This window comes from Aminobacter sp. HY435 (genome assembly GCF_027568395.1).
Classification (GTDB): Bacteria; Pseudomonadota; Alphaproteobacteria; order Rhizobiales; family Rhizobiaceae; genus Aminobacter.
Genome location: NZ_JANKZL010000005.1, coordinates 130,107 through 147,269, shown reverse-complemented (window position 1 = coordinate 147,269; position 17,163 = coordinate 130,107). Strand labels below are relative to the sequence as shown.

The 17,163-nt window shown below is 64.8% G+C and carries 16 protein-coding genes; 3 read left to right on the top strand and 13 right to left on the bottom strand.

The window, feature by feature from the left end:
* Window positions 1-27: 27 nt before the first annotated feature.
* Genes truB through rimP form a run of 7 tightly spaced genes read right to left on the bottom strand, consistent with a single transcriptional unit; the run spans window position 28 to window position 7,672 of the window.
* Entirely contained in the window at window positions 28-975 is a 948-nt protein-coding gene (gene truB / locus PCJ21_RS07935; RefSeq protein WP_269930854.1) for a tRNA pseudouridine(55) synthase TruB, read from the bottom strand.
* Between the two features lies 1 nt (window position 976).
* Window positions 977-1,384, bottom strand: coding sequence for a 30S ribosome-binding factor RbfA (gene rbfA, locus PCJ21_RS07930; protein ID WP_269930853.1), 408 nt, complete (start codon window positions 1,382-1,384; stop codon window positions 977-979).
* Window positions 1,385-1,418: 34 nt separating this feature from the next.
* A complete protein-coding gene (locus PCJ21_RS07925; protein ID WP_269930852.1) occupies window positions 1,419-1,988 on the bottom strand; it encodes a hypothetical protein in 570 nt (189 codons plus the stop codon).
* A 7-nt stretch (window positions 1,989-1,995) separates the two neighbouring features.
* On the bottom strand, window positions 1,996-4,716 hold the full coding sequence (infB, locus tag PCJ21_RS07920; RefSeq protein ID WP_269930851.1) for a translation initiation factor IF-2: 2,721 nt from the start codon (window positions 4,714-4,716) through the stop codon (window positions 1,996-1,998).
* On the bottom strand, window positions 4,713-5,363 hold the full coding sequence (locus tag PCJ21_RS07915; RefSeq protein ID WP_269931114.1) for an RNA-binding protein: 651 nt from the start codon (window positions 5,361-5,363) through the stop codon (window positions 4,713-4,715). The genes infB and PCJ21_RS07915 overlap by 4 nt, the downstream gene beginning before the upstream one ends.
* Window positions 5,364-5,395: 32 nt before the next feature.
* Window positions 5,396-6,985 carry a transcription termination factor NusA gene (gene nusA, locus PCJ21_RS07910; protein WP_269930850.1) on the bottom strand — a complete coding sequence of 530 codons (1,590 nt, stop codon included), beginning with the start codon at window positions 6,983-6,985 and terminating at the stop codon, window positions 5,396-5,398.
* A gap of 51 nt (window positions 6,986-7,036) precedes the next feature.
* The gene (gene rimP / locus PCJ21_RS07905; RefSeq protein ID WP_269930849.1) at window positions 7,037-7,672 is read right to left on the bottom strand and encodes a ribosome maturation factor RimP; all 636 of its coding nucleotides are present in this window, start codon (window positions 7,670-7,672) and stop codon (window positions 7,037-7,039) included.
* A gap of 327 nt (window positions 7,673-7,999) precedes the next feature.
* On the opposite strand from rimP, the gene PCJ21_RS07900 reads away from it, so the two are divergent.
* Window positions 8,000-8,164: a hypothetical protein gene (locus PCJ21_RS07900; RefSeq protein WP_269930848.1), complete on the top strand. Its 165-nt coding sequence runs from the start codon at window positions 8,000-8,002 to the stop codon at window positions 8,162-8,164.
* 216 nt (window positions 8,165-8,380) lie between these two features.
* Here the strand turns inward: PCJ21_RS07900 and PCJ21_RS07895 are convergent, their stop codons facing one another.
* The 4 genes from PCJ21_RS07895 to PCJ21_RS07880 form a co-directional block, all read right to left on the bottom strand.
* Window positions 8,381-9,895: a tripartite tricarboxylate transporter permease gene (locus PCJ21_RS07895; RefSeq protein WP_269930847.1), complete on the bottom strand. Its 1,515-nt coding sequence runs from the start codon at window positions 9,893-9,895 to the stop codon at window positions 8,381-8,383.
* Window positions 9,896-9,922: 27 nt separating this feature from the next.
* Window positions 9,923-10,411, bottom strand: coding sequence for a tripartite tricarboxylate transporter TctB family protein (locus PCJ21_RS07890; protein WP_269930846.1), 489 nt, complete (start codon window positions 10,409-10,411; stop codon window positions 9,923-9,925).
* The gene (locus PCJ21_RS07885) at window positions 10,408-11,352 is read right to left on the bottom strand and encodes a Bug family tripartite tricarboxylate transporter substrate binding protein (protein WP_269930845.1); all 945 of its coding nucleotides are present in this window, start codon (window positions 11,350-11,352) and stop codon (window positions 10,408-10,410) included. Before PCJ21_RS07885 ends, PCJ21_RS07890 begins: the two co-directional genes overlap by 4 nt.
* Before the next feature lie 308 nt (window positions 11,353-11,660).
* Window positions 11,661-12,725: an ABC transporter substrate-binding protein gene (locus PCJ21_RS07880; RefSeq protein WP_269930844.1), complete on the bottom strand. Its 1,065-nt coding sequence runs from the start codon at window positions 12,723-12,725 to the stop codon at window positions 11,661-11,663.
* A gap of 325 nt (window positions 12,726-13,050) precedes the next feature.
* Between PCJ21_RS07880 and PCJ21_RS07875 the strand changes: the two genes are divergently transcribed.
* Together PCJ21_RS07875 and PCJ21_RS07870 are read left to right on the top strand one after the other, a co-directional pair.
* Window positions 13,051-13,725 (top strand): response regulator, encoded by a 675-nt coding sequence (locus tag PCJ21_RS07875; protein ID WP_269930843.1) that lies wholly within the window; start codon window positions 13,051-13,053, stop codon window positions 13,723-13,725.
* Entirely contained in the window at window positions 13,725-15,116 is a 1,392-nt protein-coding gene (locus PCJ21_RS07870) for a sensor histidine kinase (RefSeq protein WP_269930842.1), read from the top strand. The genes PCJ21_RS07875 and PCJ21_RS07870 overlap by 1 nt, the downstream gene beginning before the upstream one ends.
* Before the next feature lie 30 nt (window positions 15,117-15,146).
* On the opposite strand, the gene trmB is transcribed toward PCJ21_RS07870, so the two are convergent.
* Together trmB and metK are read right to left on the bottom strand one after the other, a co-directional pair.
* A complete protein-coding gene (gene trmB, locus PCJ21_RS07865) occupies window positions 15,147-15,848 on the bottom strand; it encodes a tRNA (guanine(46)-N(7))-methyltransferase TrmB (protein WP_269930841.1) in 702 nt (233 codons plus the stop codon).
* A gap of 16 nt (window positions 15,849-15,864) precedes the next feature.
* Entirely contained in the window at window positions 15,865-17,148 is a 1,284-nt protein-coding gene (gene metK, locus PCJ21_RS07860; protein ID WP_269930840.1) for a methionine adenosyltransferase, read from the bottom strand.
* Window positions 17,149-17,163 lie beyond the last annotated feature (15 nt).

Below are 17,163 nucleotides of genomic sequence, written 5' to 3'. Positions count from 1 at the left end.
ATCGGAAACAACGGCTGCAAACAAGGGTCAGGCCGTGAAGACGCGCTTGGGCTTGAACATGCCCTGCTCGATGGCGCCGATGGCGATCAGCTTGCCGCGGGCCGTGGCGCATGCTTCTTCGGCTTCCGCCGGCGCGTCGCGGCCGCGAACGATGACGGGGTTGCCGAGCCTGATCTTGGTCGCGGCCTCGTCGGTCACCACCACCTGCGGCAGGCATTCGAGTGCTGCCGAGGTGTCGACAACGAACTCGTCGATTTCAGTGAAGTCCCACTTGCCTTCCTCGCCATCCGGCTGGCCGGCGGCACGGGCCGCCTCGAGTTCGGCGATGGTGACGAAGTCTTCCTGGGTGAACGGCTCGACCTCGATGCGGCGGAGTTCGGAGATATGACCGAAGCAGCCGAGATCCCGACCCATGTCGCGCGCCAGGGAGCGCACATAGGTGCCCTTGCCGCATTCGATCTCGAAGACGGTGCGGTCGGCGCTGTTCTCGACGATGTCGAGGCGGCCGATCTCGATCTCACGCGCGGGAATGTCGACGACTTCGCCTTCGCGGGCGAGGTCGTAGGCACGCTCGCCGGCGATCTTGATCGCCGAAAACTGCGGCGGCGTCTGCATGATGACGCCGGTGTAGTTGGGCATGATGGCGCGGATTTCGTCTTCCGACGGACGATTGTCCGAGCTTTTGGTCACCGGACCTTCGAGGTCGTCGGTCGAGCGTTCCTCGCCCCAGGTCACCGTGAAGCGATAGACCTTGGCGCCGTCCATCACGTAGGGCACGGTCTTGGTGGCCTCGCCCAGCGCGATCGGCAGCATGCCGGAGGCAAGCGGATCGAGCGTGCCGGCATGACCGGCCTTTTCGGCGTTGAACAGCCATTTGATCTTGGAGACAGCCTCGGTCGAGCCCATGCCCACCGGTTTGTCCAGCACCAGCCAGCCGGAGACGGGCCGGCCTTTCTTCTTGCCGCGACGCGACATGTCAGTCTTCCTTGTCTTCTTCGCCGTCGAGATCGCGCGCCACTTCGGGCGAGCGCAGGAGATCGTTGATCTTGGCGAAATTGTCGTAACTGGTGTCCAGCCGGAACCGGAATTCCGGCATGTATTTCATCTGCTTCAGGGCAAATGATACGCGGCCACGGATGAACTTGGCATATTTGTTGAGCGCGGCGATGACCGCCTCAGGATCCTTGGCGCCAATCGGCGACACGAATGCGGTGGCGATCTTGAGGTCGGGCGACATGCGCACCTCGGTGATCGAAATGACGGTGGTCTCAATCACCGGATCGATGATCTCGCCGCGCGGCAGCATTTCGGAAAGCGCATGACGCACCTGCTCGCCGACGCGAAGCTGGCGCTGGGATGGGCCTGACTGGGAATTCTTCGGCAACTTGTAGCCGCTCCGTTACATAAGGAGAGTCTTGTCAGTGAACCGATTGGGATGGCGGTTCACCCCAACTAGAGCCGGCGTAGGCAACAGCCTGCGAAGCCTTCTCTTTCATCTGCAAGATTTTCTCATACTCTTGTTTCATATGGTCTTTCGATGCGAAGGCACTGAGGGGAATGTACCAATCCCCGCCTCCGGCCCAGAAGCCAATTCCGTAGTCCGTTACCGCGACCGCCTGAACTGCACTCCAACTGACCTGGCTCTGCGCAAGCGGCCCAGCGTTGGTCACTCCATGTTCATCGATCACCACCATGACCGGCACAGGCTGGAACTGCTCCGCCTTTGCAGGCGGCGCCAGCATGTCGGTCATGTTTGCACTTACCCCGACAATGATGATCAATGTCCCGACGAGCCAAACAAATCCTGACGGCAAACCTCGCCGCTCCAGAGCCCCGCCTAGCAAGACAACGGCCAAGCCAAAAACAGCATGCCAGAAAAATCGTCCCCACGCGCGGCGACGATTATCTGCCTGCAAGCTGGATCGCGCCAGCAGATCGTCCGAAGGAGAGAGACTGCAGCGATATTCGAGCCGACCCTCTTCCTTCATAGCGATCTTAGAGCCTCCGGGTCACCATCTCCACGCGGAAGCACTCGATGACGTCGCCCTGGCGCATGTCTTCGTAGTTCTGGAAGGCCATACCACATTCCTGGCCGACCGGCACTTCGGGGACTTCGTCCTTGAAGCGCTTGAGCGTCTTGAGGGTACCTTCGTGGATAACCACGTTGTCGCGGATAAGGCGGACGCCCGCACCACGTTCGACCTTGCCTTCGGTGACGCGACAACCCGCGACCTTGCCGACCTTGGTGATGTTGAACACTTCGAGGATCTCGGCATTGCCGATGAAGGTCTCGCGGCGTTCCGGCGACAGCAGGCCCGACATCGCATCCTTAACGTCATCCACGAGGCTGTAGATGATGTTGTAGTAGCGGATCTCGATGCCCGACTGTTCGGCGGCGTGGCGCGCCTGTGCATTGGCACGGACGTTGAAACCGATGATCGCCGCACCCGAGGTCTCGGCAAGCGTGACGTCGCTCTCGGTGATGGCGCCGGCGCCGGCATGAACGATGCGCGCACGCACTTCGTCGGTACCGAGCTTGTCGAGCGCGGTAACGATCGCTTCGACCGAACCCTGCACGTCGCCCTTGATGATAAGCGGGAACTCCTTGAGACCCGACGACTGCAGCTGCGACATCATCTGCTCGAGCGAGCCGCGCTGGGTTGCGTGCTTGGCGACAGCCTTGTCGCGCGCCAGCCGCTGGCGGTACTCGGTGATTTCGCGGGCGCGGGCTTCGTTGTTGACCACAGCGAAGCGGTCGCCAGCCTGCGGCGTGCCCTGAAGGCCGAGGATTTCCACCGGCATGGAGGGCGGAGCTTCCTCGACGTGCGTGCCGTGGTCGTCGACCAGAGCACGCACGCGGCCCCACTGGTTGCCGGCGACGAGAATGTCGCCCGGCAGCAGCGTACCGGTCTGGACGAGCACGGTCGCAACCGGACCGCGACCCTTGTCGAGCTTGGCCTCGATGACCACGCCCTCGGCCGTACGGTCGGGGTTGGCCTTGAGGTCGAGAACTTCGGCCTGCAGCAGGATCGCCTCGAGCAGCTTGTCGAGATTGGTGCCGTTCTTTGCCGAAACCTCGACGTCGAGAACTTCACCGCCCATCGATTCCACGAAGACTTCGTGGCGCAGCAGCTCGGTGCGCACCTTCTGGGCGTCCGCCGACGGCTTGTCGATCTTGTTGATCGCCACGATGATCGGAACACCGGCCGCCTTGGCGTGATTGATGGACTCGATCGTCTGCGGCATGACGCTGTCGTCGGCCGCGACCACCAGGATCGCGATGTCGGTCGCCTGGGCGCCACGAGCACGCATCGCCGTGAAGGCGGCGTGGCCGGGGGTGTCGATGAAGGTAATCTTCTGACCATTCTTCTCGACCTGGTAGGCGCCGATGTGCTGGGTAATGCCGCCGGCTTCGCCCGAAACGACATTGGCGTTGCGGATGGCGTCGAGCAGCGAGGTCTTGCCGTGGTCGACGTGGCCCATGATGGTGACGACCGGCGGACGGGACACAAGGTCCTCGTTGCGGTCGGCAATGTCGAACAGGCCGTCTTCGATGTCGGACTCGGCGACACGGCGGACCGTGTGGCCGAATTCGCCGGCAACCAGCTCAGCCGTATCGGCGTCGATGACGTCGCCCGGCTTCATCATCTGGCCCTGCTTCATGAAGAACTTCACGACATCCACGGCGCGCTCGGACATACGCTGAGCGAGTTCCTGGATGGTGATGGTCTCGGGAAGCGTAACCTCGCGAACGATCTTTTCGCGCGGCTCATTGTGCATGGCGCGCTTGAACTTCTCCTGCCGGCGACGCATCGCCGAGAGTGAGCGCGAGCGGGCGTCGCCATCGACGGACGACAGCGCGGTGTTAAGCGTCAGCTTGCCGCGACGACGGTCGTCTTCGGTCTTGGTCTTGGCCGGTCGGGCAACCTCGGGCGTGACAACGCGACGGACAGGCGTGGCAGCGCTCGCACCTGCGCCAGCGCCGGTAGCAGCGCCGGTAGCAGTGCGGCCGCGCGGACGCACGTCCTCTTCATCGTCGGCAGCGTTGGCCTGGACGGCCGCAGGCGCACGACGGCGTGCTTCTTCCTCGGCGCGGCGGCGGGATTCGGCTTCCGTCTTCAGACGAGCTTCTTCCTCGGCCTGGCGACGCGCCGACTCCTCACGTTCCTTGCGGCGGCGTTCGTCTTCCTCGGCGCGGCGACGCGCATCCTCGACGGCGCGGGCGCGCTCTTCCTGTTCGCGAACGACCGAACCTTCAAGCGCACGACGACGCGCTTCCATTTCGCCACGCGACAATTCGTTCAGCACCATGCCGGAGCGGTTCTGCTGCGGAGCGGGCCTCGGCGTCTCGCGCACCACGGGGGCAGGAGCTGCGGGAGCAGGCCTGGACGCTGCGACTGGCGCTGCGGGCTGCGGCTTTGGCGTCGCCACCGGGGCTGCGGCCTGGACCGGAGCCGGAGCAACGGGCGCAGGAGCGGGAGCCGCTGCTGCCGGAGCTGCGGCCGCAGCAGCGGGAGCCGGCGTATGGACCGGCTCATGCTTGTCGCCGGGCATGGAGAACTTGCGCTTCTTCGTCTCGACGACGACCGCCTTGGTGCGGCCGTGCGAGAAGTTCTGGCGCACGGTTCCCTGCTCCGTTCCCGGGCGCTTCAGCGTCAAGGTCTTCTTCGGAGTGACGCTCAACGTCTTGTCATCGCCCGATTTGGTGTCGCTCATTCCATATCCTCTGCGGCATCATCGTCGTCGGCAATCGCCGCAATCATTGCCAGATCATCCGGGGAACCGCCCCGATATCGGTCAAGCGCAACCATGCGCTTTGCGACCGCCTTGCCCGCGTCTCCCGCGAGAACGGCAGCATGTATCACATTTGTTGCCCCCAATGCCAAACCCAATTCGGCTTCCGAAAAAAGTTTGTAGGCAGGCGTGGCAGGCCCGCCGATATGCACTGTCGCCTTGCGGGCCTGGGTGATCTTGCGGACGCCATCCTCGGCGCCCTCATAGGCATGAAGTACAAGCAGCGCTTTTCCGGAGCGCACGGTAGCATCGACTTTGGCAGCGCCCAGCGCCACCAATCCGGCCTTGCGGGCGAGGCCCAGCGAGCCGAGCGCCGACTTCGCCAGAAGCGCATCGACCATGGCACCCAAATCGGGCGGCACGTTGACGGGCTGCTTGAAGGCGCGAGCAAACATGCCCTTGGCCGCAGCCTTGTCGACATGTAGGCGGTCAGCAGTCACCCAGCAACCGCGGCCGGGCAACTTTCTCTTCAGATCGGGAAAAACAGTCGAATCGGGGCCGACGACGAAACGGATCAGATTATCCGTTTCGCCGGCCTGGCGCGTAACGATGCAGGTGCGATCGTTCATCTCGTCCAAAGCTATCTCCGGCCCGATCCACGTCACTCACCGGCGACGTCAGCGGCTTCTTCTTCAGCCACTTCGTCTTCGGAGATCCAGCCGGCCATGCGGCGGGCGGCGACAACCATCTGTTCTGCGTCGGCGCGCGAGACGCCGTAGTCTGCCAGAACGCCCGGGAAGAACTTGGTCTCGCCGTCCTTGCGTTCCTTCCAGCCAACAAGGTCGTCGGCAGCATAGCCGGCGAAGTCCTCGACCGTCTTCACGCCGTCCTCGCCGAGCGCCACCAGCATGGCGGTGGTGATGCCGGGGATTTCGCGCAGTTCGTCCTGGACGCCGAGCGCCTTGCGCTTGTCGTCGTGCTCGGCTTCGATCTTGCCGAGATATTCGCGGGCGCGGGTCTGGATTTCAGCCGCGGTGTCCTCGTCGAAACCGTCGATGGAGGCGATTTCGTCGGCATCGACGTAAGCCACTTCCTCAACCGAGGTGAAGCCTTCCGAAGCCAGGACCTGGCCGACCATCTCGTCGACGTCGAGCGATTCCATGAACAGCGTCGAACGCTCGACGAATTCCTTCTGGCGGCGCTCGGATTCCTCGGCCTCGGTCAGGATGTCGATATCCCAGCCGGTCAGCTGCGAAGCCAGGCGCACGTTCTGGCCGCGGCGGCCGATGGCCAGCGACAGCTGGTCGTCAGGAACCACGACTTCGATGCGCTCCGCGTCCTCGTCGAGAACGACCTTGGCGACTTCAGCCGGCTGCAGGGCGTTGACGATGAACGAGGCGGCCGAAGGCGACCACGGAATGATGTCGATCTTTTCGCCCTGGAGCTCGCCGACGACGGCCTGGACGCGCGAACCACGCATGCCGACGCAGGCGCCGACCGGGTCGATCGAGCTGTCACGCGAAATGACGGCGATCTTGGCGCGCGAACCGGGATCGCGGGCAACCGACTTGATCTCGATGATGCCGTCGTAGATTTCCGGCACTTCCATGGTGAACAGCTTGGCCATGAACTGCGGATGGGTACGCGACAGGAAGATCTGCGGGCCGCGCTGCTCGCGGCGCACGTCATAGACATAAGCGCGGACGCGGTCGCCGTACTTGTAGTTTTCGCGGGGGATCAGTTCGTCGCGACGGATGATCGCCTCGCCACGGCCGAGATCGACGATGACGTTGCCGTATTCGACGCGCTTGACCGTGCCGTTGACGATCTCGCCGATGCGATCCTTGTATTCGTCATACTGGCGGTCGCGCTCGGCTTCGCGCACCTTCTGGACGATGACCTGCTTGGCCGACTGGGCGGCGATGCGGCCGAAATCCATCGGCGGCAGCTGTTCGGCGATGAAGTCGCCAAGCTGGGCGTCGGGATTGCGCTCACGCGCCGAGGTCAGCGCGATCTGGGTGGCGTAGTCGTCGACCTTTTCGACGACTTCCATCAGCCGCTGCAGCTTCATCTCACCCGTATTGGGGTTGATGTCGGCGCGGATGTTGGTCTCCTGACCATAACGCGAGCGCGCGGCCTTCTGGATGGCGTCGGCCATCGCTGCGATGACGATCGACTTGTCGATAGACTTTTCGCGGGCGACCGCGTCGGCGATCTGCAGCAGTTCGAGCCTGTTGGCGCTTACAACCATTGTCTTTCTCCCCGAGCTTCCAGCCGGACCCTGTCCAGCCGCACGGCTCTGTCAGTCTTCCGTTTCGGTTTCTTCGTCTTCATGCGCGTCGTCGGCTTCGTCGCCGTGACGCTTCTTGGCGTCCTTGCGGGCCCTGTTGTCCTTGCTCAGGGCATCGCGGATCAGGTCGTCGGTAAGGATAAGCCGGGCGTCGGCGATTGCCTCGAAGGGCACGCGCACCGTCGGCTCCTCGCCATAGGCGGCCTGGTCGCGCTGGACCAGAATGCCTTCGTCGTCGGCTTCGGCGATCTTGCCACGAAAGCGCTTGCGGTCGGCAACCATCACCGAGGTCTCCATCTTCACGAGATGGCCGATCCAGTTGGTGAAATCCGACTTGCGCACCAGCGGCCGGTCGATACCGGGCGACGACACTTCAAGATGATACGCCTTTTCGATCGGATCATCGACGTCAAGTGCGGGCGAAACCGCGCGGCTCACCTCTTCGCAATCCTCGACGGTCATGGTGCCGTCCTCGCGCTCGGCCATGATCTGAAGCGTCAGGCCGTTTTGGCCCGACAGCCTGACCCGGACGAGACGAAAGCCGATCGCACGAAGCACCGGCTGGATGATCAGCGCGATACGGGCATCGATGCCTGTCTCGCGGATGATGCGATCATCGCCTGTTTGTTCGGCTGCGTTTTCGGTCATAGAATCTCCAGACGGCCGGCAGGTAACAAAAAAGAGCGGGACCGGGTGGACCCACTCTTCGTCATACCGACCAAGAATTTGTGGCTGATATAACCGAAGGTGGCCCGGCTTTCAAGCCCTGCGGCCGGTCGTGCACCGCTAAGGCGGATGGGCGCGGGCGCAACGGACGCCTGGGTCGCTCGCCCCGGCCGCCATGATGCGCCCTCACCGACCTTTGCACCAGACGCATGGCAAACATGCGACATCCCTCCTAGCGAAACGCGCGGGCGCACCTATATTTGCTGCATTGCACAACGATAATGGTGCAACGCAAGAAGGAAGATGGATATGACCACTCGCAAGCCCTTCGGACGCATTGGCCACCTGGTTCGCACCTTCGGCAGCGCCGTTGCAGCGGCTGCAGCCGTCGAGCGCGGGCATCGTCCGCACAACCAGGACCTGATCATGCTGGGCATCGACCCGCGTCATTTCGACCGCATCAACCGTCCGTAAGTTTCAGCGCTCAGGGTAGTGAGCGAGGCCGTGGTACCGGCCGAGGTTTCGGTAGCGATCCTCGACCGATGCACGGGCTGACGCTCCGGAGCGGCGTTTCCTTCTGGATCCGTCGCTCTGTCTCCTGATATCGGCCCGAAAGGGCAAAAAGAAGCCGGGGTCTGTCGCCAGACCCCGGCTTCTTTTTTGACGGCCGGCGCCCTGCGGCGCGCGACCTCAGTCCTCGCTGGCGCCGAGCTGCGCCAGCACCTTGCCGCGCCCGCGAGCCCGCAGATAGAGCGGCAGAAGCACCGCCGTCGCCGCCAGCAGCAGCAGCACAATCGCGATCGGCGAATGCACCAGGATCATTGGGTCGCCCTGGCTGATGGCCAGCGCGCGACGCAATTGCTGTTCCGCCATCGGCCCCAGGATCAGGCCGACCACGACCGGCGCGATCGGATAGCCGAAACGGCGCAGGCCGTAGCCGAGCAGGCCGAACGCCAGGAGCATGCCGAGCTCGAAGGTCGACGGGTTGGCGCCGATGGTGCCGAGCGTCGCGAACATCAGGATACCGGCGTAGAGCCACGGCGTCGGGATGGTCAGGAGGCGAACCCAGACGCCGATCAGCGGCAGGTTGAGCACCAGAAGCATCAGGTTGGCGACGAGCAGCGAGGCGATCAGGCCCCAGACGAGCTGCGGGTTGGTGGCAAACAGCAGAGGTCCGGGCTGCAGGCCGAACTGCTGGAAGCCGGCCAGCATGATAGCAGCCGTCGCCGTGGTCGGCAGGCCAAGCGTCAGCAGCGGCACGAGGGTTCCGGCGGCAGATGCGTTGTTCGCCGCCTCCGGACCGGCAACGCCTTCGATCGCGCCCTTGCCGAACTCCTCGGGCTTTTCCGCCAGATGCTTTTCCATCGAATAAGACAGGAACGTGCCGATCTCGGCGCCGCCAGCCGGCATCGCACCGATGGGGAAGCCGACGGCGGTGCCGCGAAGCCACGGCTTCCACGAGCGGCGCCAGTCTTCGCGGGTCATCCAGACCGAGCCCTTGATCGCCTGGATCGTCGAATCGCCGCCCTTGCTGGCCGCGACGGAGAGTGCTTCGCCGACGGCGAACAGCGCCACTGCCAGCGTTGTCACCTCGATGCCGTCGAGCAGGTCGGGGATGCCGAAGGCAAGGCGTGCCTGGCCGGTCTGCAGGTCGATGCCGATCAGGCCGAGCGCCAGGCCGATGAACAGCGCGGTCAGGCCGCGCAGCGTCGAGTCGCCAAAGGCGGCCGAGACGGTCATGAAGGCGAGCAGCATCAGCGCGAAATATTCGGCCGGGCCGAAAGACAGCGCCATCTTGACGACCGTCGGCGCGATGAAGGCCAGGCCAACGGTGGCGATCAGGCCGGCAACGAACGAGCCGATGGCGGCTGTCGCCAGCGCCGGGCCGCCACGACCGGCGCGGGCCATCTTGTTGCCTTCCAGCGCGGTGACGATCGAGGCGCTTTCGCCGGGTGTGTTGAGCAGGATCGACGTCGTCGAGCCGCCATACATGCCGCCATAGTAGATTCCGGCGAACATGATCAGCGATCCGGCCGGATCGAGCTTGTAGGTGACGGGCAACAGCAGGGCGACGGTAAGCGCCGGGCCGATGCCGGGAAGAACGCCGACAGCGGTGCCGAGCGTGACGCCGATGAGCGCATAGAGCATGTTCATCGGCTCGAGAGCCGTGAGCAATCCCTGCGCCAGCAGACCAAAGGTATCCATCTAGAGCCGAGCTCCCTTGTAAATCGCTCAGAACAGCAGGTGTTCGAGCGGGCCGGCAGGCAGCGAGAGCTGCAGTCCCTTGGCGAAAACGATCCAGATGGCGAACGAAAGCACGATACCGATGGGGATCGTCTTCCACAACGGACCACGGCCGAAGGCGCGTGCGGTTGCGGCGAAGAGCAGACCCGTGGCGATCGAGAAGCCGGCAATTTTCAGCAGCAGCATCTGCGCGGCAAGACCGCCGACGATCCACAGGATCGGGCTGATCTCCTGTTTCTCCCGCTCGGGGAAATCACCGCGCCAGGCCTCGATGGCCGTCCAGAGGGACAGGCCGAAGAACGCCACTGAAATCACATACGGGAAAGTGGTCGGGCCGACGCGCGCATAGTTGGCGCCGGCGCCATGACTGGCGGTGCTCCAGGCGATGACCGCGGCCACCACGGCAAGACCCGCGGCGATGGCAAGCGCCGCCCAATCGGGGCGGCGCTTCTCTTGTTGCTGGTTGTCCAGGCTCATTTCACCAGACCGATGTCTTTCAGGATAGCCGAGGTGGAGTCGGTGTCCTTCTTCAGCTGCGCTGCGAAGTCGTCGCCGGCGAGGTACGTGTTGGCCCAGCCTTTGTCGGCCAGGGTCTTCTGCCAGGTCGCCGAGTTCACCATCTTTTCGACGTCGGCGAGCACGGCGGCCTTCTGCTCGGCGGTGATGCCGGGAGCCGCGGCGACCATGCGCCAGTTCTGTATCGCAACGTCAACGCCGCCTTCCTTGAAGGTCGGGGCATCGATGCCTTCGACCTTGGCATCCGACGAAATGCCGATGATGCGCAGCGTGCCGGCCTTGATCTGCTCGGCGAATTCGCCGTAGCCGGAAATGCCGACGGTCACCTGGTTGCCAAGGATGGCTGCGAGGGCTTCGCCACCGCCCGAATAGGCGATGTAGTTGACCTTGGTCGGGTCGACGCCGGCAGCCTTGGCGATCAGGCCAGCCGTGATGTGGTCGGTGCCGCCGGCCGAACCGCCGCCCCACGACACGGAGCCGGGGTCAGCCTTCAGCTTGGCGACGAGGCCGGCCATGTCCTTGATGTCGGAAGCGGCCGGAACGACGAGGGCTTCGTACTCGCCGGTCAGGCGGGCGATCGGGGTGACCTGGTCGAGCGTGACCGGCGATGCGTTGGTGAGGATCGCGCCGACCATGACGTAGCCGCCGACGATGAGCTGGCTGGGATCGCCATTGGCCTGGTTGACGAACTGGGCGAGACCGATGGTGCCGCCGGCGCCCGGAACGTTGTTGACCTGGACCGAGCCGGAAATCTTCTCGTCCTGAAGTGCGGTCTGCATCGAACGGGCCGTCTGGTCCCAGCCGCCGCCCGGAGCTGCGGGAGCCATGATCTTGTAGTCGGCCGCGTAAGCCGGCAGGGCGAGAGCGCCCGCGAGAATGGATGCCAATACGAACTGCTTCATTGCTGTTCCTCCCTTGCCCGCATGCGCGGGACAATATGCTTTTCAGTTTCGAAGCCCGCGCAAATGGCGGCGTCCCGGAACTTTCAAGGGGGAAGAACTGGCTGGCCCTCGGGCCTGTCGCCATGGCGACGTTTCCCGGCCCCTCTGCCCGGCGATGGTTCGCCGTCGGGTTGCCTTAGCGGAAACGTGTTCGAAGTCCTCCCGAACCTTCCGAGCCTCGCCGCCTCCAACGGATGGGCCTAAACCTCCCTAGCGCAGCAACCTGACATCAGACTGACACCGATGCAACAGCCTGGAAACATCTGGCGTCAGGGGCTGCGCAGCGCCTCGTTCCAGCGCTCGATGACGCGCGAACGCTTGACCTGGTCGAGGTAGACCATCAGGCCGGGGCTGACCGGAACCGGGCGCAACTGGCCGCCCAGCACCTCCTGCATCCGGTTGGCAGTGTTCTCGCCGGACACCTCGGGATTGACGGCGGCGATCTGCAGTTCGCGCGCCATCACCGTCTGGCCTTCCGCCGACATGAAATATTCGAGATAGCGCCTGCCGAGATCGGGCGAACGCGCCGCCTTGGGCACCAGCCCGATGCGCGACATCACCACCGTATAGTCCTTGGGCAAAACGATGCCGACGTCGGGGTTGCGCGCCGCCCAGTCGGCGGCATAGGAGCCCAGGATGTTGTAGCCGAGCACGAAGCGGCCATCGGCGATGCGCTCGAGGATCGCGCCGCTGGTCGAGTAGAGCTTGACGCCCGCCGCCCCCATGGCGCGGATCACCGACCAGATGTCCGGATACTGCTCCTGGTCGCGGGCCATGAACATGAAGCCGACGCCGGAGCGCTCGATGTCGTAGGTGGCGATGCGGCCATAAACCTCGTCGCCCCTCGCCTTGAGGAAATCGACGAGCTGGCCGCGCGTCGCCGGCGGCGGCGCGTCCTTGAAGCTCGGCTTGTGGTAGACGAACACCGCCGGCTCGAAGGTCAGCGCATAGGCGGTGTCGCGCCAGTTGGCCCAGCGCGGCCAGATATCGGAAAGCGGCAGACGGCTTTCCTGGGCATAGCCGTCATTGGCAAGCTTGACCTGAAGGTCCATGGCCGAGGAAAAGGCGATGTCGGCGGTGCCCTTGCCCTCGTCGGTCTCGGCCACGACGCGATCATAGATATCAACGGTCTGGAGGTCTTCGTAGCGAACCGCCACACCGGGATTGGCCTTCTGGAAACCTTCGATCATCGGCTTGGCCAAGGGTGCGTCGAGCGAGGAATAAACGACGAGCGTCCGGGCGTCCGAAGCGCCGTTGAGCGCGGGAAACACGGTGACCTCGGCCCAAGCGGGCGCTGAAAGGCAGACAAGGGCGGTGAGGATGGCAAGGCGCATGATCGCCGGACCATGCCTCAGCGCGGTGAACGACACAACGGCGAAGCGCGATCACCGGGCTGGACCTTTGCCCGGCGAATGGGCATCGTCGGCACGGTGCTGGTGCTGGTCTGTTGCAGATGACTGCCTTGCGGCGCTGCACCCCCACCCCTAACCCCTCCCCACAAGGGGGAGGGGGACGGCTTCGCGCCGCTGCCACCAAGACTGCCAGGGATTGGTGCCTGGCGGCCATGCAGCAGGGTTCCCCCTCCCCCCTGTGGGGAGGGGTTAGGGGTGGGGGTGATCTCAACTGCGATTGCCCGGGTACTGAAAGGGGAAAAAGCAGGTGCGCATTCTGGTGGTGGAGGACAACGCGGCGCTGGCTGGCGGGCTGGCGGCGGTGCTCAAGGGCAGCGGCTACGCCGTCGACGTCGTCGGTGACGGCGCTTCCGCGGTGGCAGTTCTGGCCACCGAGCGATTCGATCTTGTCATCCTCGACCTCAACCTGCCGGAGATGGACGGGCTCGACGTGCTGCGCACCATGCGCGGGCGCCAGCACGACGCCGCGGTGCTGATCCTGTCGGCGCGCCACTCGCTCGACGAGCGCGTCAAGGGCCTCGACCTCGGCGCCGACGACTACATGGTCAAGCCGTTCGACGTCGGCGAGCTGGAAGCCAGGGTGCGGACGCTGTTGCGCCGCCGCGCCGGCCTGAAAGCCGCCACCGTCAGCTTCGGCGAGGTCCAGCTCGACCTCACCACCCGCAGTTTCTCGTCGGGGGGCGCGGCCATCGACATCCCGGCGCGCGAGCTGGCACTGCTCGAAACGCTGTTCATGCGCGCCGGCAAGGTGGTCGCCAAGCAGGCGATCATCGAGTCGCTCGCCGGTTTCGACGAAGACCTCAGCGCCAACGCCATCGAGCAATATGTCAGCCGGCTGCGCAAGCGGCTCGCCGCCTACGGCCTGACGGTCAGGACGGCGCGCGGTATTGGCTACTATCTCGAAAAGTTGCCCAGCCCCTGATGCCGCGCGCCAGACCCTATTCGCTCCGCCGGCGGCTGCTGCTGTGGCTCCTGGTGCCGCTGGTCACCCTCGGCCTGATTGCGCTTGCCGATACCTATCGCGAGGCCGTCGACACGGCGAACGCCGTCTCCGACCGCGTGCTTGCGGGTTCGGCATTGGCAATCGCCGAGCGGGTGGTGGTGGCCGAAAACGGCGCGCTCGAGGTCGACATCCCCTATGTCGCGCTGGAAATGCTGACATCGGCTGCGCAAGACCGGGTCTTCTACCGCGTCGACGGGCCTGGCGGCGAGTTCATCACCGGCTATCAGACCCTGCCCGTCATACGGGGCCTGGAACTGGAAGAAAGCGGCTACGCCGACGCCAGCTTCCGCGGCGAACCGATCCGGCTGAGCTCGCTGTCGCGCGCGGCGTCGACCGGGGCGACCTCGATACCGTTCGTCGTCACCATCGCCGAGACGACGATTGCCCGCACGCAGCTGGCGCAGACGATCCTGCTGCGCTCGGCGCTGCGCCTGGCGATCCTGATCGGCGCTGCCGCGGCCATCGTCTGGCTCGCCGTCACCTTCTCGCTGCGCCCGCTCTACCGCCTGCGCGACGCCATCGCCGAGCGTAATCCCGACGATCTGCACCCGATCGAGCAATCGGTGCCCAAGGAGGTGCGCGGGCTGGTCGAAACGGTCAACTCCTTCATGGGCCGGCTGGGTTCGGCGCTCGGCGCGATGCGCCATTTCACCGGCAATGCCAGCCACCAGCTGCGCACGCCGCTGACCATCATCCGCACCCAGCTCGCGCTTGCCTCGCGCGCCCACTCGCTCGACGAAGCGCGCCAGGCGGCGCGCTTGGGCGACGAGGCGGTGGCCCAGGCCGAGCGCGTGATCGCCCAGCTTTTGCTGCTCGCCAAGGTCGACGAAGCAGCCTCCGACCGGCTGAAGGCCCTCGCCGCCATCGACCTCACCGAACTCGCCCGGCAACTGACCGCCGACCGCGTCACGCAGGCGCACGCCGCCGGCATCGACCTCGGTTTCGAGGGCGAGCAGCCGCTGCATGTGCGCGGCGAGCCGATGCTGCTGTCCGAGATGATCCGCAACCTGATCGAGAATGTGCTCGCCTATGCCGGCGAGGGCGTCGAAGCGACGGTCAAGGTGCTCGACCACGGCAGCTACGTGCTGCTCGAAGTCGAAGACACCGGCCCCGGCGTCCCGGCGTCCGAGATGGAACGCGTGCGCCAGCGCTTCGTGCGCGGAAAGTCGGGCGACAAGCCAGGCGCCGGGCTTGGGCTGCCGATCGTCGAGGAGATCGCGGCACTGTTCGGCGGCCGCATGGAGTTGTCCGCCGGTGCCGGCGGGCGTGGGCTGCGGGTGCGAGTGGCGTTTGCCAGGGCCGAGGGCTGAGGCGCTGCCCGATTTCCTTAGCGGGAAAAGCTACACCCTGATGAACGTCAGATAGGCTGGCGTCCGGTTTTCGCGGATCGCCTTGGCCTCGTAGCGCGTGCGGGTCCAGCCCTCATAGGGCGTGTGCCAGTCGGCGGCGTCGGCAGCCTGCCACGCGAAAGCGCCATGCGCGTCGCAATGCTGCAGCGTCCAGTTGACATAGGTGTCGATATCGGAGGCAAAGCGGAACTTCGCACCGCTCTTCAGCACGCGGGCGAACCGGTCGAGATTGACCGGGCTGACAAACCGCCTCTTCCAGTGCTTCTTCTTGCGCCAAGGGTCGGGGTAAAGCAGGTCGATGCCGTCGAGCGAGGCTTCGGGCAACCAGTCCAACAACTGGGTGGCGTCCTCGTCGTAGAGGCGAATGTTGGCGAGCGGCTTGTCGTCGAGTGCCATGGTCATCTTGGCCATGCCGTTGACGAAGGGCTCGACGCCGATGAACCCGGCGTCGGGGTTGTTTGCGGCGATGTGGCGAAGGTGCTCGCCACCGCCGAAGCCGATCTCGAGCCGGACCTTGTCGACAGGCGCTTCGAACATGGAGCGCAGGTCGGCGGGAGCCGTCGTGCCGAGATCGATGCCCCAGCGGGCCAGTCCCGTTTCCAGGGCAACAGCCTGCTGCGGGCGGATGGGTTTACCGCGCCGCCGCCCGAAAAAGGCTTCGCTCATGCGGCTGCGACGCGGTTCCTGTTCCATGTAGACTCCGGTCGCCTCAGGCGGCGACCGCTTCCTTGTCGGCGACGGCGTCCTTGATCGCCTTCACCAGGTCGGTCTTCTCCCAGGAGAACGAACCGTCGCGGCCTGCCTTGCGACCGAAATGGCCGTAGGACGAGGTCTTGGCGTAGATCGGCTTGTTCAGGTCGAGGTGACGGCGAATGCCCGACGGGGACAGGTCCATGACCTGGCGCAGCGCGGTTTCCAGCACAGCCTCGTCGACCTTGCCGGTGCCGTGCAGGTCGACATAGACCGACAGCGGCTGGGCGACGCCGATGGCGTAGGACAGCTGAATGGTGCAGCGGTCGGCAAGCTTGGCGGCAACCACGTTCTTGGCAAGGTAGCGCGCGGCGTACGCTGCCGAACGGTCGACCTTGGTGGTGTCCTTGCCGGAGAACGCGCCGCCGCCATGGGGGGCTGCGCCGCCGTAGGTGTCTACGATGATCTTGCGGCCGGTCAGGCCGGCGTCGCCGTCGGGACCGCCGATCACGAACTTGCCGGTCGGATTGATGTACCAGTTGCAGTCGTTGGCGATTTCGAGATCGCCGAGCGCCTCGCGGATGTAGGGCTCGACCACCTTGCGGACCTTGCCGGAATCCCAACTGCCGTCGAGATGCTGGGTGGACAACACGATCTGGGTGACTTCGTGCGCCTTGCCGTCCTGGTAGCGGACTGTGACCTGGCTCTTGGCGTCGGGACCGAGCTGACCTGCCTCGCCCTTGTTTTCGTGGCGGGCGGTCGCCAGCAATTCGAGAATCTTGTGGCTGTAGTAGATCGGAGCCGGCATCAGATCGGGGGTCTCACGGCAGGCGTAGCCGAACATGATGCCCTGGTCGCCCGCACCCTCTTCGCCCTGGCGATCGGCGGCGTTGTCGACGCCCTGGCCGATATCGGGCGACTGGCCATGCAGCAGCACGTCGATCTTGGCGGTCTTCCAGTGGAAGCCGGCCTGCTCGTAGCCGATGGCACGGATAGCCTTGCGGGCCACCGACTTGAACTTCGACGGATTGACGACCGGATGCCCTGCGGCGTCCATGACGATCTGGCCGTTCTTGTCTTTCTTCAGCAGCGTGTCGGGCACGCGAACCTCACCCGCGATGACCACGCGGTTGGTGGTCGCCAGCGTTTCGCAGGCAACGCGAACCTTCCAGGGGTCCATGCCGGTTTTCTTGGCTTCACGATAGACGAGATCCACGATCTCGTCGGAGATGCGATCGCACACCTTGTCGGGGTGGCCTTCGGATACGGATTCGGAGGTGAAAAGGTAGTTTTGCCGCGACACGGGATGTCCCCTCTT

Excerpts from the sequence above, each read along its gene's own strand:
- infB (WP_269930851.1), bottom strand. The coding sequence starts at position 4,716 with ATGAGCGACACCAAATCGGGCGATGACAAGACGTTGAGCGTCACTCCG.
- PCJ21_RS07890 (WP_269930846.1), bottom strand. The coding sequence starts at position 10,411 with ATGAGCCTGGACAACCAGCAACAAGAGAAGCGCCGCCCCGATTGGGCG.
- PCJ21_RS07880 (WP_269930844.1), bottom strand. The coding sequence starts at position 12,725 with ATGCGCCTTGCCATCCTCACCGCCCTTGTCTGCCTTTCAGCGCCCGCT.
- PCJ21_RS07895 (WP_269930847.1), bottom strand. The coding sequence starts at position 9,895 with ATGGATACCTTTGGTCTGCTGGCGCAGGGATTGCTCACGGCTCTCGAG.
- PCJ21_RS07900 (WP_269930848.1), top strand. The coding sequence starts at position 8,000 with ATGACCACTCGCAAGCCCTTCGGACGCATTGGCCACCTGGTTCGCACC.
- trmB (WP_269930841.1), bottom strand. The coding sequence starts at position 15,848 with ATGGAACAGGAACCGCGTCGCAGCCGCATGAGCGAAGCCTTTTTCGGG.
- PCJ21_RS07925 (WP_269930852.1), bottom strand. The coding sequence starts at position 1,988 with ATGAAGGAAGAGGGTCGGCTCGAATATCGCTGCAGTCTCTCTCCTTCG.
- truB (WP_269930854.1), bottom strand. The coding sequence starts at position 975 with ATGTCGCGTCGCGGCAAGAAGAAAGGCCGGCCCGTCTCCGGCTGGCTG.
- rimP (WP_269930849.1), bottom strand. The coding sequence starts at position 7,672 with ATGACCGAAAACGCAGCCGAACAAACAGGCGATGATCGCATCATCCGC.
- PCJ21_RS07885 (WP_269930845.1), bottom strand. The coding sequence starts at position 11,352 with ATGAAGCAGTTCGTATTGGCATCCATTCTCGCGGGCGCTCTCGCCCTG.
- PCJ21_RS07870 (WP_269930842.1), top strand. The coding sequence starts at position 13,725 with ATGCCGCGCGCCAGACCCTATTCGCTCCGCCGGCGGCTGCTGCTGTGG.
- nusA (WP_269930850.1), bottom strand. The coding sequence starts at position 6,985 with ATGGTTGTAAGCGCCAACAGGCTCGAACTGCTGCAGATCGCCGACGCG.
- PCJ21_RS07915 (WP_269931114.1), bottom strand. The coding sequence starts at position 5,363 with ATGAACGATCGCACCTGCATCGTTACGCGCCAGGCCGGCGAAACGGAT.